Source organism: Fictibacillus sp. BK138, from assembly GCF_004216955.1.
Classification (GTDB): Bacteria; Bacillota; Bacilli; order Bacillales; family Fictibacillaceae; genus Fictibacillus.
Genome location: NZ_SGXL01000001.1, coordinates 110,435 through 125,951, shown reverse-complemented (window position 1 = coordinate 125,951; position 15,517 = coordinate 110,435). Strand labels below are relative to the sequence as shown.

The following is a 15,517-nucleotide window of genomic DNA, read 5'->3' as shown; positions in this document are numbered from 1 at the left end:
ACAAAATGAACCAGTTCACTCATTTCACACAGGAATTAACACTATTGTACAGCATAGCCCTGATCGGTTACATGCTTCGAAAAAAAGAAATATTGCCGGACGGCAGTGAAAAAGTATTAACAGTAATTATATTAAACGTTACAATGCCTGCACTTATTCTATTTGGTATGGACGTTACGTTTTCAATTGAAAATTTAATTCAGTTCGGCTGGCTTTCTTTATTGTCAGCGTTTGTGCTCATACTCTCATCTGTCATCTCCTCTTTTACTGTAAAAAAATTGAACATTGAGGTTGAAAAGAAAAATGCCTTAGAAGGCATCATGATCTTTGGTAATCAAGGCTTTCTTGGCATCGCTGTCTGCTTTTTATTGTTCGGAAAAGAAGGAGTATTCTATGGTACTCTATTTAACTTCGTATATTTGTTATATATCTGGACCTATGCGATCTACCTTTTTGCAAGGAATGCAGAAAGTGTCCAATGGCGGAAAGTATTCTTGAATTCCGGAGTTATTGCTACCTTAGCCGGGCTATTATTGATGATTCTGCCAGGAACTCTACCTGTCGTTATATCAAATACACTAGAACTGACAGGTAAACCTACTGTGCCGCTTTCCATGCTGTTGATCGGTTCTCTATTAGGTGGGATGCCGCTTGCAGATTTAAAGCTTTATTTGAAAAACAAAGCTCTTTGGCTCGCATCCTTCTACAAATTGATCCTATTTCCGGCTTTATTGCTGCCGTTCTTACTTTTTTCATTACCGATTCAGCTTTTCGCAGTAGCCTTTTTAATAGCCGGGATGCCCTCAGCTCCAACGATCTCAATGTACGCTCAAGCATATGGAGAAGATGCTTCTTATGCAGCAGCAGGAGTTGCTTTAAGTACTTTTCTTTCTTGTATAACCATTCCAGCTTTATATAGCTTCCTTCTAATAATCTCGTCCTTTTCCTGAATCAGAGATCTCAAGCAGTATCTCAGGATATGGAGCAAAGAACGTCTGCTGCAATACCTCGTTATCTTCAAAACGGATAGCGTGTGATTTTAATAGTGTGGTAATACTAGAAAACGGCTCTTTCTTATTGGCGTATTTTTGCATGAGTTCTTCAAAAAAAGCTATTTCCCTTTTGGATAGCTCGTGTTCAAACCGATTGAATATTTCTTTTGCAACACTGCGGTTAGAGTCGTTTCTGGCTGCTCGGTTAAACAATTTGTGCAGTGCTTTTGCATACAGCTCAATCGTCTTCTCTTCACCGTTCTCCTGGACATTTTTTAAAATCCGGTTCATCACCTTTAATGTCGGCTTGCTGTATGCCATGAGTAAGTAGTAATTCTTCTTATGAAAATCGTTAACTGCATCTAATCCCATAGGCAGCAATCTGCGAAACGAGGCTAACGTGAAAAGTTTCGTATAAAACCGGTCACGGATCGTAAAATTATTCAGTCTTCCTTCCTCTTCAACAGCCAGATGGGAAAAGAGTTGCGTGACCTTTCCGCCAAACAATCCGCTTGCATGCCCGATCGCTGGACCCTTTTCAGTCGATGCATACACTTTTACTTCCTTTATTCCGCATGATGGAGAGCGTGTTTTTAAAATAAATCCATCAGTCTCCTTTACGCCTGCTAAATAATTTTCTGAGAACGAAGTCACTTCTTTAGTTACGTCTCTTTTCGTAGAAGGTTGCAGAAGCAGGTGTTCTTCTCCTTGTTTTACGATTCTGATTGTCTCCCTCGGTGTTCCGAGGCCAATCTCCACTTCCGGGCATACGGGGACAAAATCTACGTAATCTATTAATTTTTTTATCACATCGTTATAGATCACATCACCGTTGTAGCGGCATGCGTCAAATTCTAGACACTTGCTGATGACCACTCTTGGTCTTGCATAAGCTTCCATCCATTCTGCTCCTCATTTATGTTTTCTAACAGTGTTTCCATTTTCAGGTGATTTTTTATCATCTTTTCTGTAAAATGTTGGTTAACGAGAGGAGAGGTTCGATGGCATATTATGAAGATCTTCGAAAACATGTAGGAAGTGCTCCGCTTATATTACCGGGATCGGTTGTAATCATTTTAAACGAAAAAGAGGAAATATTACTGCAGCACCGCAGGGATGGCGGCTGGGGACTTCCGGGCGGTTTGATGGAACTAGGTGAAAGTTTTGAAGAAACAGCCATTCGTGAAGTAAAAGAAGAAACAGGTCTAGATATTGGCGGCCTAACACAGCTGCATGTATATTCAGGAGCCAAACATTATTTAAAAGTTTCAAATGGGGATGAACTCTATTGCGTAACTGCTGTCTATACGGCAACAGACGTAAAAGGCAGCCTCATCATAGATGAAGATGAATCTTATGATTTTCGCTACTTTCCTGCAGAACAGCTTCCAGAAGGGGTGTTAAAGAGCGACCAACGATACATAAACGATTATCTCGAACAAAAAGAAAAGAACAGAGCGTACCGGTAATTAAGCCGGTGTCTCTGCTCTTTTTTCGTTAAACTTAAATTCAACGAAATCACATACAGGCTGATATCCAATATTTTGATAGATTTTGTTTGAAGTTGGATTCGCTAAATCCGTAAATAAGGAGCAAAATTCATACCCCTCTTGTAAAAGGTGTTCACTTAATGCAGCAACACATGCACTCGCGTAGCCTTTTCCTCTTAACTCCTTTGGCGTATAAACAAGATTTACCGCTACACCTTTAACATTAGGTCTCGTTTTAGATGCCATACATACGGCTTTCCCGCCATCTTCCCAAACAAAAAGGAAGCCATCCCTTACTCTTGTGGTCGCATATTCCTCTGCTTCTTCACGTGTCATGAGCTGATTGATCTCACCTGTCATCTCAACAATCCACTGCGGTAAAAACGTTAAGTCACTTTCTGTTGCCGGCCGCAATTTCCCGTGACGTACCGCCGGCTGTATAACAGACTGCAGCGTATACAAGCGCACATCCATTAACACTTTTTCCTCCAAATGATGTGCTGCTGTCCAATGCTCGGAAAAAGCTTTCCCGACTGTTTTTGGTGCATGTACTTTTTGTATCGCGTAATTTTCTTTTATTAAATAGTCAGCCAGATGAGGAGCTGCTTCGATACCGTCCGCTTCTTCTTTTTCTAAAAGCAAGATGGCATGCGGAGGAATCAGCATTGCCGCGAGCATGATTTTCCCGTCTTTCTTTACTGTTGCTAAGAATGGTTTTTCTTTATCCCATACTCTATCTTTGTTTCGCAGGCAATTCCCTAACATAATTTGTGCTCTGTCTTCCTGATCAAGCAAGAACGTTTCCACTTCATCATAGAATGCAGAAATAGATTCATAACGTTTAACTTCCATGCCGATGACCCTCTCTTATATATGTTCTGTAATCTTATATATTTCAATTTTTACAAATCGATTACCTCTTTTTCACAGAATCTTAAAGTCTTTATTTGATTAAAGGGTATTGATTTCTGTTATACTTACTACAACGTAAAGGAAGGTGAGCGTAATGAGTACACATGTATTTACAAAACGTGAAGAAATAGCGAACGCTATCACGCATGGTATAGGTGTCCTTTTAAGTGTTGCTGTAACCTCCATCCTGCTTGTGTTTGCAGTATGGAAAGGGACAGCTGTTCATATTGTAAGTTTTGCGGTATTCGGTGGAACCATGCTTGCGCTTTATACAGCATCCACTCTCGTACACGCTTTTCCTAAAGGACGGGTAAAAGATATATTTGAAATCATGGATCATGCGGCGATCTATTTGTTTATAGCAGGGACATATACTCCGATCGTATTGATCGTTGTCGGCGGCGCATTGGGCTGGACATTGTTCGGAGTCGTTTGGGGTCTTGCCGCTTTTGGCGTAGTCTTTAAAGTCTTTTTTACAAAGAAGTTTGTTGTATTGTCCACGCTTGGTTATGTAGCAATGGGCTGGCTGATTACATTTGCGCTTCAAGATATCTCGGCTAACATGCCTCCTGAAGGAATTCAGTTGCTTGTCGCCGGCGGGATCATCTACACGCTCGGAAGCATCTTTTATGTGTGGCGCAGCTTCCCCTTTCACCACGCGGTTTGGCACCTGTTCGTTTTAGCGGGCAGTGTTTTACATTTTCTTATGATGTTTTATGTGCTGCCTCTGTCATAGAATAGATATGGGGTGACAAAAATGAAAATCGTGCTGAGGATTGTTTTTGGAATTGCCTTTTTGCTAGTATCCTTTTTCGGATTAGGTCCGGTTCTGATGGCAGATGGCATGCCGGGTGAACGGACGCTTACGTTAATCGTTGTTTTATTGATATTTGCAGTACTTTTTGTGGTATATAGATGGCTGATGAAAAGAATTTCTTAAGAGCAGAGATGGCCTCTGCTCTATTTTTATGCCGTGGTTTTCTCCAAGCTCTTTTCTTCATGTTCCGTTTGAAATAAAACATAATAAATAATTAAACTGACTGACCCCATGACCATAAAGAGAAATGTAATCATACCTGCTGAAATAATTCCGCTTAACATCACGAATAATGCAGCTATAATTCCAGAAAAATGCAAGGATAAACCATATACCGCCATATACGATCCTCTTGCATCATCTGGTATTAAAGAAGCCAGATAAGCCTGCTTTGCCGGAATATGTGCAAGCTCCCCAATTGTTGCTACAAACATTGCTATTATGAGAACAACAGGGACACTGCTATAACTGATAACAATAAAGCCAAATGCATAACAAAACCCGCCGCCAAGCATTAATAGACGATCTTGATACTTCTTCAACAAACCCGCTATCACTAGGCTTAGCAAAACGACTAAGATCGTGTTTTCTGCTTTAAGCAAACCAATCAGCTGGAAGCCATCTACCTCAAAAAAAGCAGTGAGTGGAAATATTGAAACTGGATTTTTTATTTCTTCTACAAGCTTTATTCCCATATACGTCGTTAAACTCTCTTCTAAGGAAAAAAGGAACAAACCTGCTATTGTGAAAAATACAAATCGTTTATTTGATAAAATTCTTCTATAATTCTCAAGCCAGCTTTTCGTTGCTTGTTGACTAATGTTAGCAGCAGTTGCTGATACATGAATGTCCTGCAGCCATATTTTCGTTACAACCCATGAGAGAAAAGCTACAAGTGCAATTCCAATAAACATTTCATATGGATACTTTTTAAAAAGAAAAGCTCCAATTATACCTCCTGCTGCAACAGCGAGATTATTAAGCCAATATGACACCGTATAAATGGCTTTTCTGTTTTCCTTTGTACTGGCATCAATAATTACTGCCCCATAGGCCGGACCAGCCATTCCCGTAAAAAATAAGATGAAGAGAAAAATTCCAAAATTGGCGTAAGGAGATAAAGAAAATATAAGATTACTAACTCCTGCTAATAGATAACCAATTCCTATCATTCCCTCACATAATAAAATCGTATCTTATCTTCCTCTCTGATCTGCACGTCTCCCCCCTAACAAAGCTCCTGTTATTCCTGATAAAATCACCCCGATGTACATAAGCCCTGTTGCAAATTCACCAACTTCATTGGAAAAAAATATCGCCAAAAATGGAATCACCGCAGATGATGCGAGTGTTGTGAAAAATTGAAGAGCAAGTCTTAATTGAATGTTGCGATGAAATGAAAAATAATTCATAACCATGCCTCCTTTTTTACGATTGATTAATCAATCATTAATAAACCGAAACCCATTTAGCGTTTCGGATATAACAATTGGAAAGCCGGTATCTTAAGTTTTTCCCAGATATATGACACTGCATAGTCGGTGAATGTTAACCTGATTCCTAATAAAAATCCCAAGTAGGCTTTTGCTGTTAAATCAGCTTCAGATTCTTCAAGAATTCCTCTTCTTTGCGCATTTGTAATCATTAGTATGAGCTTTTGAATAAACTCAAGGCTAAATTCATCGAGCTCTTTAAATGGTTCAGGAAACTTCGTATGCTGTCCTATGACTTGCACAACTAATTGCAGATACGTACGCATCTCGATAAAGATGCGAATATGTTTGTCTATCATATTTTTAATTTCATTCAGTAAGTCTTCAGCTTCTGGATCGAAATCTAGAAGGTCCACTTTAAAAACGGTGTTCAATGGCTCTGTAACAGCATGGTAGAAAAGCTGGTCTTTGTTTTCGAAGTATGTAAAAACACTGCCGAAGCTAACACCAGAAGCTTTGGCTACTTTCGCTATCGTTGTACTTTCATAGCCTTGTTCAGCAAATAAGATAATCGCCTGCTGCAGTATTTTTTCACGTTTTTGTTCCATCGCTTTTATTTGTTTGTCTGATAAAGGCAAAATAACGATCTCCTTTTCACGAATGATTGGTTAATCAATCATTATTATAAGTGATATGTTAAAATTAGTAAACAAATTTTTAAGGAGTTTTTTAAAATGACAATTGACCACCGTCTTTATACGATGTGCATGATTCAAAATGAAGATAAAGTGTTGTTAATTAAGCGTCCAGACAACCGTGGCTTTCCAGGCTATTTAGCTCCAGGAGGCAAAATTGATTTTCCTGAAAGTTTGATAGATGGGGCAATCAGAGAGGTAAAAGAAGAAACTGGACTCGATGTCTCCGAGCTTGTTTTTAAAGGAATTGACGAGTATGTTAATCCAAAAGAGAACGTACGCTACATGGTTTTTAACTATTGGACTGGTACGTTTTCTGGCGAATTAATGGAAGATCCACCAGAAGGTGAACTTGTGTGGGTGTCGATTTCTGAAGCTCTTGAACTGCCTATGCAAACCTGGTTCAAAGAGCGGTTCCCGTTGTTCTTTGAATCAGGAACTTTTGAGATTCAAAGAATGTGGGATGCGGACTTAGATGAGCAGATCGAAGTGCAAATTTCAAAAACTTGATTTAGCATTTATGACTAATGTCGAACTATGTCTGGAAATATAAACTCGTGGATTAACAGATAAAACTTTTGGATTCAAGGGCAAAACTTTTGGATTCAACACCTTTTTTTGTGGATTAACATCTAAAACTTTTGGATTGGGTCTCGCAGCACTACCGAAAACCACTATCACACAGCCAAATGCTCCTCTCAAGACCCACTAAAAAGGAAAGGATGACCCAATCACGAGTCATCCTTCTTCATTTCACCTGTTTTATTTAATAATCTGCAATTCTTTCGGGTATTTCGTCAATGTTTCATGCCCATCAGCAGTCACATAAACATCATCTTCAATACGAACTCCGCCGATATCATCAATATAGATGCCTGGTTCAATCGTGTATGTCATACCTTCACGCAGCACGCCGTCATTGTTATCACTCATGGACGGGAACTCATGGACATCGATTCCAAGGCCATGCCCGATACGGTGCGGGAAGTTATCTCCATAGCCCGCTTCTGTAATATGGTTACGCGCGATCACATCAAGATCACCGATGCGCGTCCCCGGCTTGGAAGCTTCCAGCGCCTTCAACTGAGCTTGCAGCACGGTATCATAAATCTCACGGCGCTTCTCATCCAGATCGCCAAACGCTACCGTCCGCGTGATGTCAGAGCAGTACCCATCTAACACAACACCTAAGTCAAACAATACAAAATCACCATGCTGAAGTTTTCTTAAGCCTGGCTTACCATGAGGCTGTCCTGCTTTCTCTCCAAACAGCACCATTGTCGAGAACGACATTTGACTGATGCCTTTTTTCTTCAGTTCGTACTCGATCTTTGCGAGCACTTCCATTTCTGTAACGCCTTCTTTAAGTGCCGCTACACCGACTTCAACTCCGTAGTCCGCCAGTCGTGCTGCTTCTCGCAACGTTTCAAGTTCGCTTTCTTCTTTTATTAAACGAAGCTCGTTCAGCAGTTCTTCTGCTCCGACTAATTTTGCACCGTCAAACATCCCAAGCAGCTTTTCTCCCCGTGCATATGGGAGTGTTTCTTTTTCAACTGCAATAGAAGATGCAGCCGTCACACCACGGCTAGCCAACGCTTCTTGCACCTTAGTCCACGGATCTTCAGAATCACTGTATCCCACAATCTCATGTGTCCAGCCTGCGCCTTTTGCTTGTGAGCGCTCCATTCCCGGGCACACCATAAACGGTTCACCATCTGGCAGCACTACTACTCCAAGCACACGCTCATGGGGATCTGTGTAAAGTCCAGACAAGTAAAAAACGTTCGCCGTCGTATGGATGAAAGCTAAAGAATAACCTTCTTCCTTCAACCAATCCTTGACCTTTTGAATACGTCCTTCGTTCATATGTATACCTCCATTAAAGCCTCAATCGGCATAAAGATTTATCTCTCACTGTCTATTGTAGTAGAAACCTCAATAAAAAAACAGAAGCACACATTTACAATTCACAAATGTGTGCTCTAATTTTTCTGTTAGCTCCATTGATGAAAGGTTTTTGCTTTAGAATGAATTGGCCGCATTGAAATTTGATTGGAGCGCAAGGTGCGAGACTCCTGGGGGATCAGCGGGACAGGTGAGACTCCTATGGGCGCAAAGCGCCGAGGAGGCTCACCGCACGCCCCCCGGAAAGCGAGCACCTGGAGCGGAGATCAACCCCTTCTAGCGGCAACAAGGTTACGAAGACAGCTTTTTATTAAAACTGTACTTTTTCCTCGATAAAGCTCTTAAGGTCAGCAATCTTCACACGTGTTTGTTCCATCGTGTCACGGTCACGAACCGTTACCATGCCATCTTCTTTGGAATCAAAGTCATACGTGATACAGAACGGTGTACCGATCTCATCTTGACGGCGGTAACGTTTACCGATTGATCCTGTTTCGTCATAATCTACGTTGAAGTCTTTAGCTAATGAACTGAACACTTCAGTCGCTTCTTCAGACAGCTTTTTAGACAATGGCAGGATTGCTGCTTTATAAGGCGCCAATGCCGGGTGCAAGTGCATCACCGTTCTGCTTATACCGTCTTCTAATTCCTCATCTTCATATGCATCGATTAAGAACGCTAGCGTTACTCGGTCAGCACCTAGAGAAGGCTCGATGCAATAAGGAATGTAACGTTCGTTTGTTTCTTGGTCAATGTAGTTAAAATCTTCACCTGAGAATTCCATGTGACGCTTCAAGTCAAAATCTGTACGAGATGCAACACCCCAAAGTTCGCCCCACCCGAACGGGAACTTGTATTCAAAGTCTGTTGTCGCGTTAGAGTAGTGAGAAAGCTCATCTTCGTTATGATCGCGAAGACGAAGGTTCTCTTCTGTCATACCTAATGACTTCAGCCAGTTTTCAGCAGTATCTTTCCAATAGTTGAACCACTCGATCTCGCTTCCTGGCTTACAGAAGAACTCAAGCTCCATTTGTTCGAATTCACGCGTACGGAATGTGAAGTTACCCGGCGTGATTTCGTTACGGAAACTCTTACCGATCTGAGCGATACCGAACGGCAATTTTTTACGCATCGTTCGTTGAACATTTTTAAAGTTAACGAAAATCCCTTGTGCTGTTTCCGGACGCATGTAGATCTCGTTTGAACTTGATTCTGTTACACCTTGGTGCGTTTTGAACATCAAGTTGAACTGGCGGATGCTTGTAAAGTCGTGGCTTCCACACTCGGGACAAGCGATGTTGTACTCTTTCACTAACTCTTCCATCTTTTCGAACGGAAGTCCGTCAACGATAATCTCTTTTCCAGCTTGATCCGCTGCATCTTCAATCAGCTTATCCGCACGGTGACGCGCTTTACAGTTTTTGCAGTCCATCATCGGATCGTTGAAGTTTCCAATATGTCCTGATGCTTCCCATGTACGAGGATTCATTAGGATGGCAGCATCCAAACCTACGTTATAAGGAGACTCTTGGACAAATTTTTTCCACCATGCTTTTTTCACGTTGTTCTTCAGTTCAACACCAAGCGGACCGTAATCCCATGTGTTTGCAAGACCTCCATAGATTTCAGATCCCGGAAATACAAATCCGCGATGTTTCGCATGATTTGTGATGGTTTCCATGTTTTTTGACATTGTAATTCCTCCCATTCGGATTATGCCTTATGGACCGTTCGTCTTTTATAAAAAAATAAAAAACTCCCGTCCCAAGGCGCTATGCCCAGGGACGAGAGTTGTATCTCCCGCGGTTCCACCCTAGTTGATCCGTCCGTATGTAAAACGAATCCTCTTTTCAAAAACAGCTCCGGATTGCCGTTTCACTAATGTCTCTTACCGGGCTTGCACCGGCCCCGGCTCGCTTTAAAGAGTGTCAGATTAGCTACTATTCATCCTTCACGGCTGCATATCATGTTTTTATAATAAAGTAATATTACCAAAAAACAAAAACATTAGTCAAAATATTTTCCTATTATATGCTTTTGTTACTTCAATTGTGCAAGTTCTTCTTTAATTTGTTCCAAAGTTGGCAGAGATGTCATGGCACCTTTACTCGATACCGTAAGTGCCCCTGAAATACTGCCGAAAACCGCCATATCCGCTGCTTCATCGAGCGTAAGTTCCTCAAGCGTCCCCTTATATTCATTTAACTGATGCAATACCGCTGAGACATATGCATCCCCTGCCCCCGTCGTATCAATGGCTGAAACACCTTTTGCTGGAATATACTCACCGCCATCTTTCGTTACGACATAGCTGCCGTCATCTCCCAGAGTGATAAAAAGCAGTGGGATATCGTATTGCTGAAGAACTTTAATACCTTCCTCTACCTTTTTTAATCCTGTGATGAATTCAAGCTCCTCTTCGGAAAGCTTAACGATATCTGCATGAGGAAGCATAGAAAGAATGGTCTCACGTGCCAAAGCAGGTGTCTTCCAAAGCGAAAGCCTTAAGTTTGGGTCAAAAGAAACCCACATGCCGTTCTCTTTTGCAAGTTTAACTGCTTTTTTCGTCGCACTTTTGGATGGTTCAGCAATCAAAGAAATAGAGCCGACATGAAGAATTTTTTTATCTTTGAAAAGACTAGCCTGTATGTTCTTTTCTTCCAAGAAACGGTCTGCACTCGGGTCGATGTAAAAGTCAAAAGACCTTTCACCTTTTTCAGATAAAGTTACAAAAACAGCTCCCGTTCGAACCGCATCCGTTTTATAGACATGAAAGGCATTTACACCGTAACTTTTCAATGTATCAATCAAAAAGGCACCGAGTACATCGTCCCCGACTTTGCCTAAAAAAACAGCATCTGATCCAAGACGTGCAACACCCACTGCTACATTAGCAGGTGCACCGCCCGGTCGTTTGTAATACATCGTATTCGTTTCATCAGTAGGGATAAAATCAACAAGTGCTTCACCTAAAGAGATAATTCCTTCTTTCATCAGTTCCTCCCCCTTGTTGTTTTTTGGCTTAATTCTAAAAGGTTGTTACTCTGGACGATTTTAAAGTTCATCTTTGATTAGTTGTGCGTGCCTACCACATGAAAATCTTCTCGCAAGGCATGCGACGAGGAAGTTCACATCGGTAGCAATTACTTGTAGACGCAGGCGCAAGGGACTTCCATGGAGTGGGACAGGCGAGACTCCTAATGGTGCATAGCACCAAGGAGGCTCACCGCACACCCCGCGGAAAGCGAGCAACCTGGAGCGGAAATCAACGTCTTCCAACGGAAAAAACCAGGCAGAATAAGCCTGATTTTTTCTTTATTTCATCTTAATCTGCAGCAGAGATGTTTCACCTTTTGTTGCTTCTGAAGCAGCGCGCTTATCCAGAGATTCAACAGCATCTCCATTTGTGATAACAATCGGTGTTACCGTGCTTGCTGCTTTTTCTTTAATGAGATCCAAGTCGAAAGATAGCAGTTTATCGCCAGCTTTTACTTTATCTCCAACACTTACGTGGCCTTCAAACCCTTCACCGTTCATGTTCACCGTCTCAAGCCCCACATGGATCAAGATTTCAGCGCCAGATTCAGACTGGATACCGATCGCATGCTTCGTGTGGAAAAACTGCACAATTTCACCGTCAACAGGTGATACGACTACACCTTCTGATGGCTCGATCGCAATCCCGTCTCCCATCATCTTTTGAGAGAATGTAGGGTCTGGCACTTCTTCTATGGATACGATTTTACCTGTTAAAGGAGCAACAATCGTCTCTTCTTTTTTTACTTCTTTTTTTCCAAATAATTTATTAAACATATTACTTCACTCACCTTTCCGTCTGCTTACCTTTATAATTTACACTTGTGGGAACGCTTTAAAACATTCGACTTTTAAAAATAGTGATACAAAAGAAGACCAAAGAACAGGGAAAGTAATGTTTCAATGTTCTTCAGGTCTCTTATTTAGTAATCTCGGTAAACTTTACATATAAAAATAAGGCAGTGTTGGATTGGATGTCAATTAGAAAGGCCTCACCTTATTGATAAAGCGCATTAGATAATAGACGGAATAAATAGTCTGTATGGTCACGGAAACCCGCTTCAAGTCCGATCAGTGTCACATCTTCATCGGTCTCTTCTACGATCACTGCATGTCCTGCTGCAAGCTCATTATTCTTCCAATGTCCTGCCACAAAGAAATCTCCTGTTTTAAACGAAGCAACAGTTTTTGCTTCACCAAGCTCTGTGAACCAAACTGGCTTATACACAAAACCTAGGTCATTCTCTTTATAACCCTTGCTTAGCTCATCTTCGCCGTATGCTACTTCCACAATTCCGTTGCTGTCAGATCCGCCTGTATTCACTTTAACATCTGTCAGACCAATCATGCTGGATACCTTTGCACCGCCTGCGCCTACCGCGATAAATTTACCGCCGCCGTCTACAAAGTTCTGAACATTCTCTGCAAACTTGTCATACGCTTCTTTTGTTCCTACAACAAATGGCTTGTTCGCTTCCCTAACTTTCTCATATTGAAGCATCATTTCTGTTCCGCTGTAAATAAAGGCATCGAAGTTTAAAATGCCGTTTTCAGCCACCTCTTTTGGTGTCACTTCTGTCACAGAAAAACCAAGTCGTTCCAAGGCAAGTTTTGTGCCGGCATGTGATTGTGCTTTATTAATACCGCCGTCTTTTAAAATTGCGATTTCAATGGAAGATAGCTTTTCTTTTTCTGCGGGAATCGCTGCCGTTTCTACTTTTAACCCTGATTCCTTTACAAGAGATTTACTCATTCCCGGAATGTTCTCCAGATAAAAGTTCCCGTCTTCACCTTTATAAACCGTCGCACCAGCTTGCAGCAATTCATTAACCAGCTCTACCGCTTCCACTGAGCTATTTTCAACTTTATAAGGACCTTTCCCATTTAAAGAGCCCTGGAAATCAGCGTTCTTTACTGGTGAGGTTTTTGCGTTTATTTCAGATTTCACTTCAACGGCTTCAAAGCCCCAAAGTTCTGGCAAGCTCCAAGCGGAAATGTCATACATAGCCGGAGTATCATTCGTGATGTCCTCGCCGTTCCATAACATTGTGTTCGCGAGTCCTGCTTTCGCCTGATCCATCGGTACAATAAAAGTTCCTTTAGGATAAGTTACTCCATCTGCAGTGAAAGCCTTATTCGCTTTTTCAACAGCAATGTCGTTATCAATAAGATGGTTAACCGCCTTCTCTGTAACCGTCGGATCTTTTTCATCTACAGGAAGCACATAAGCATTCGGGAAGAACCCTTCTTCATGATAAGGGTGGTCAAAATTGATTCCTCTTTTAAAGATTTCAATCTGATCCGTCAGCATGCCCTGTTTATTTTCTGTTGAAAACTTAAGAGCTCCCATTACTGCATCATTCGCCCATTTCACGCCATCCCACGTATTTGTCGGCGCTTCAAGAGTATAGCCATAAGCTCCATGATACATCGCATACATAGGGGTGAAGATTGGTGGATAGTCGTCCCAGCCAAAGCTGTCATCACGCTGAGGAATGTATGTCCCGCTCATATCTTGATAGGTTTCACTTTCATATTCAGCTTTGTTGCCTACGATCTCAGCTTCCATCGCTTCCGCTTGATCTAACGCCCACTTTGAAAAAAGATCATACTCATAGTTAGGGTTATGCGGCGGAGTACAAGGTTCGATCAAACCGGGCTTATTTTCTATCCAGTTCACGTACCCATGAAGATCTAAGAACACCATCGGATTCCATTCTGTAATAAGATCGACGGTTTGCTTTGTTTCAGGCTGCGACTGCGTAATAAAATCACGGTTCAAGTCGATTCCCTCACCGTTAAAACGGGTGCCGTCCACACGTCCATCTGGATTTGCAGATACGTTGAAGATTAATATATTGCTAGCTAAAATTTCTTTTGTCGTTTCATCGTTCTCAAACGCAAAACGTTCGATCAACTGAAGAACAGCATCAGAGCCTATGTATTCCGTGCCATGAATGGACCCGTTAATCATAACCGGTACTTTAAAATCATCATTTTCAGCAACCCATTTTTGTGCTTTTTCAGGATTTTTGATCATTTGCTTGCGCAGTTTTTTATAATGACCATATTTTCCTTTGTCCTCAGGATTTGAGATCGTGATCGCATATAGCGCATGTCCATCTGCCGAATGTCCTGTCACCTCTAATGATACACGTTCACTTTCCTTATCGATCTTCTTAAGTATTTCATCAAACTTAGAATATTTTACGAAATCATAATGCTCAGAGTTAAATGGGCTTCCGTCTGCCTCTTCACTAACATTTACATTCTTCCATTGTTTCTGTGGTGCTTCCGCTGTAACTGCATAAGGTGTCGAAGCTAGTAAACTGACACTTAACACCCCGGCAAACCATTGTTTTTTCATTTATTCTTTCTCCCCTTCCTTTAATCCGAAAGTAATTATACTAACTTATGTATATTTATTCAATTTATATTTATCATTTTTACACATTTGTTTCTGCATACGTTTATTCAATAAACAATCATCAAAAGCCTTTGTATCTTTTTAAAATGTATAAAAATAAGAAAATATTCATAGTTCTTTATACACACAAAAAAACCTCGTTTTTCAACGAGGTTGATTGTTCCTAATTTTTTAAGCATTACCTGTCAGTTCCGCAAGTTCTCGTTTTTTTAAAGCTAGTTGTTCTAGATCAAGTTGCTGCATAACTTCTTTGTGTATACCTTGATCTATATATTTCTCAAAATCCCAAATCACTTTGTGATTCTCTGGACTTGCATGCTTTACAGCAATCAACAGTGCTTGATAAATACTTAAATTTACGGAAATGTCTTCTTTACCATAATGACGTATCTGATAAAAAGTATGGTAGATCACATCTTTGAAGGTGTGTTTAGGTACCGTTACTCTTGGTTCATTTTCTGTATCAAAAAAAACGATGTAACCATCCTTTTTTTCTCCAGCCTTAGCAAGTACACGTCCAATGTTTAATATACACTGGTTAGCCGTGTTGGGATCGTTAATTCCCGGAGATATTGCACGCAATGCAATTTCAACCAACTTTTGAGTACTAAACCCAATATCCTGAAAAACACTTCTATCTCTTCCGAATGTCAAATACGATACGAGATAATCTTTTAACTTATCATTAATCGCTATTTTATCAGAAAACACCATCATTACCGGTTGGTCATGCGTTAAAAAGTCCCCTGTCTGGCAAAGGATATCTATTTTTAATTGTTTTTCTTTAGCACATTCGGTCAACCCTTCATG

16 protein-coding genes are annotated in these 15,517 nt (G+C 41.0%); 5 read left to right on the top strand and 11 right to left on the bottom strand.

The window, feature by feature from the left end:
- Positions 1 to 5 precede the first annotated feature (5 nt).
- Complete coding sequence (locus EV282_RS00645; protein WP_130292880.1) at positions 6 to 950, top strand: AEC family transporter; 945 nt, start codon at positions 6 to 8, stop codon at positions 948 to 950.
- Here EV282_RS00645 and EV282_RS00640 read toward each other — a convergent pair.
- Positions 927 to 1,892, bottom strand: a complete 966-nt coding sequence (locus EV282_RS00640; RefSeq protein ID WP_130292878.1) for a YbgA family protein — start codon at positions 1,890 to 1,892, stop codon at positions 927 to 929. The genes EV282_RS00645 and EV282_RS00640 overlap by 24 nt on opposite strands.
- A gap of 101 nt (positions 1,893 to 1,993) precedes the next feature.
- Here EV282_RS00640 and EV282_RS00635 point away from each other — a divergent pair, with 101 nt between their 5' ends.
- Complete coding sequence (locus tag EV282_RS00635; RefSeq protein ID WP_130292876.1) at positions 1,994 to 2,461, top strand: NUDIX hydrolase; 468 nt, start codon at positions 1,994 to 1,996, stop codon at positions 2,459 to 2,461.
- On the opposite strand, the gene EV282_RS00630 is transcribed toward EV282_RS00635, so the two are convergent.
- A complete protein-coding gene (locus EV282_RS00630) occupies positions 2,462 to 3,334 on the bottom strand; it encodes a GNAT family N-acetyltransferase (protein ID WP_130292874.1) in 873 nt (290 codons plus the stop codon).
- Between the two features lie 154 nt (positions 3,335 to 3,488).
- On the opposite strand from EV282_RS00630, the gene trhA reads away from it, so the two are divergent.
- Both trhA and EV282_RS00620 read left to right on the top strand, forming a co-directional pair.
- Entirely contained in the window at positions 3,489 to 4,130 is a 642-nt protein-coding gene (trhA, locus tag EV282_RS00625) for a PAQR family membrane homeostasis protein TrhA (RefSeq protein ID WP_077360852.1), read from the top strand.
- Between the two features lie 21 nt (positions 4,131 to 4,151).
- Entirely contained in the window at positions 4,152 to 4,334 is a 183-nt protein-coding gene (locus tag EV282_RS00620; protein ID WP_130292872.1) for a DUF6954 family protein, read from the top strand.
- Positions 4,335 to 4,360: 26 nt separating this feature from the next.
- Here the strand turns inward: EV282_RS00620 and EV282_RS00615 are convergent, their stop codons facing one another.
- The 3 genes from EV282_RS00615 to EV282_RS00605 are packed head-to-tail and all read right to left on the bottom strand — an operon-like array spanning position 4,361 to position 6,282.
- Complete coding sequence (locus EV282_RS00615; RefSeq protein WP_130292870.1) at positions 4,361 to 5,383, bottom strand: MFS transporter; 1,023 nt, start codon at positions 5,381 to 5,383, stop codon at positions 4,361 to 4,363.
- 24 nt (positions 5,384 to 5,407) lie between these two features.
- Entirely contained in the window at positions 5,408 to 5,623 is a 216-nt protein-coding gene (locus EV282_RS00610) for a hypothetical protein (RefSeq protein WP_130292868.1), read from the bottom strand.
- Positions 5,624 to 5,679: 56 nt separating this feature from the next.
- The gene (locus tag EV282_RS00605) at positions 5,680 to 6,282 is read right to left on the bottom strand and encodes a TetR/AcrR family transcriptional regulator (RefSeq protein WP_130292866.1); all 603 of its coding nucleotides are present in this window, start codon (positions 6,280 to 6,282) and stop codon (positions 5,680 to 5,682) included.
- A 96-nt stretch (positions 6,283 to 6,378) separates the two neighbouring features.
- On the opposite strand from EV282_RS00605, the gene EV282_RS00600 reads away from it, so the two are divergent.
- Positions 6,379 to 6,849: an 8-oxo-dGTP diphosphatase gene (locus tag EV282_RS00600; RefSeq protein ID WP_130292864.1), complete on the top strand. Its 471-nt coding sequence runs from the start codon at positions 6,379 to 6,381 to the stop codon at positions 6,847 to 6,849.
- 252 nt (positions 6,850 to 7,101) lie between these two features.
- Here the strand turns inward: EV282_RS00600 and EV282_RS00595 are convergent, their stop codons facing one another.
- From EV282_RS00595 to EV282_RS20550, 6 genes are all read right to left on the bottom strand, one after another.
- Positions 7,102 to 8,205 (bottom strand): M24 family metallopeptidase, encoded by a 1,104-nt coding sequence (locus tag EV282_RS00595; protein ID WP_130292862.1) that lies wholly within the window; start codon positions 8,203 to 8,205, stop codon positions 7,102 to 7,104.
- 349 nt (positions 8,206 to 8,554) lie between these two features.
- Positions 8,555 to 9,937 (bottom strand): glycine--tRNA ligase, encoded by a 1,383-nt coding sequence (locus tag EV282_RS00585; protein ID WP_130292858.1) that lies wholly within the window; start codon positions 9,935 to 9,937, stop codon positions 8,555 to 8,557.
- A 347-nt stretch (positions 9,938 to 10,284) separates the two neighbouring features.
- The gene (locus tag EV282_RS00580; protein ID WP_130292857.1) at positions 10,285 to 11,238 is read right to left on the bottom strand and encodes an aminoimidazole riboside kinase; all 954 of its coding nucleotides are present in this window, start codon (positions 11,236 to 11,238) and stop codon (positions 10,285 to 10,287) included.
- A 321-nt stretch (positions 11,239 to 11,559) separates the two neighbouring features.
- Positions 11,560 to 12,057 carry a PTS sugar transporter subunit IIA gene (locus tag EV282_RS00575; protein WP_130292855.1) on the bottom strand — a complete coding sequence of 166 codons (498 nt, stop codon included), beginning with the start codon at positions 12,055 to 12,057 and terminating at the stop codon, positions 11,560 to 11,562.
- Between the two features lie 220 nt (positions 12,058 to 12,277).
- The gene (locus tag EV282_RS00570) at positions 12,278 to 14,647 is read right to left on the bottom strand and encodes a M14 family zinc carboxypeptidase (RefSeq protein WP_130292854.1); all 2,370 of its coding nucleotides are present in this window, start codon (positions 14,645 to 14,647) and stop codon (positions 12,278 to 12,280) included.
- 231 nt (positions 14,648 to 14,878) lie between these two features.
- Entirely contained in the window at positions 14,879 to 15,508 is a 630-nt protein-coding gene (locus EV282_RS20550; protein ID WP_278043748.1) for a DUF2254 family protein, read from the bottom strand.
- Positions 15,509 to 15,517 lie beyond the last annotated feature (9 nt).

Bases quoted from the DNA above. Each gene is read 5' to 3' on its own strand.
- EV282_RS00645 (WP_130292880.1), top strand. From the start codon at position 6: ATGAACCAGTTCACTCATTTCACACAGGAATTAACACTATTGTACAGC.
- EV282_RS00640 (WP_130292878.1), bottom strand. From the start codon at position 1,892: ATGGAAGCTTATGCAAGACCAAGAGTGGTCATCAGCAAGTGTCTAGAA.
- EV282_RS00635 (WP_130292876.1), top strand. From the start codon at position 1,994: ATGGCATATTATGAAGATCTTCGAAAACATGTAGGAAGTGCTCCGCTT.
- EV282_RS00630 (WP_130292874.1), bottom strand. From the start codon at position 3,334: ATGGAAGTTAAACGTTATGAATCTATTTCTGCATTCTATGATGAAGTG.
- trhA (WP_077360852.1), top strand. From the start codon at position 3,489: ATGAGTACACATGTATTTACAAAACGTGAAGAAATAGCGAACGCTATC.
- EV282_RS00620 (WP_130292872.1), top strand. From the start codon at position 4,152: ATGAAAATCGTGCTGAGGATTGTTTTTGGAATTGCCTTTTTGCTAGTA.
- EV282_RS00615 (WP_130292870.1), bottom strand. From the start codon at position 5,383: ATGATAGGAATTGGTTATCTATTAGCAGGAGTTAGTAATCTTATATTT.
- EV282_RS00610 (WP_130292868.1), bottom strand. From the start codon at position 5,623: ATGAATTATTTTTCATTTCATCGCAACATTCAATTAAGACTTGCTCTT.
- EV282_RS00600 (WP_130292864.1), top strand. From the start codon at position 6,379: ATGACAATTGACCACCGTCTTTATACGATGTGCATGATTCAAAATGAA.
- EV282_RS00595 (WP_130292862.1), bottom strand. From the start codon at position 8,205: ATGAACGAAGGACGTATTCAAAAGGTCAAGGATTGGTTGAAGGAAGAA.
- EV282_RS00585 (WP_130292858.1), bottom strand. From the start codon at position 9,937: ATGTCAAAAAACATGGAAACCATCACAAATCATGCGAAACATCGCGGA.
- EV282_RS00580 (WP_130292857.1), bottom strand. From the start codon at position 11,238: ATGAAAGAAGGAATTATCTCTTTAGGTGAAGCACTTGTTGATTTTATC.
- EV282_RS00575 (WP_130292855.1), bottom strand. From the start codon at position 12,057: ATGTTTAATAAATTATTTGGAAAAAAAGAAGTAAAAAAAGAAGAGACG.
- EV282_RS00570 (WP_130292854.1), bottom strand. From the start codon at position 14,647: ATGAAAAAACAATGGTTTGCCGGGGTGTTAAGTGTCAGTTTACTAGCT.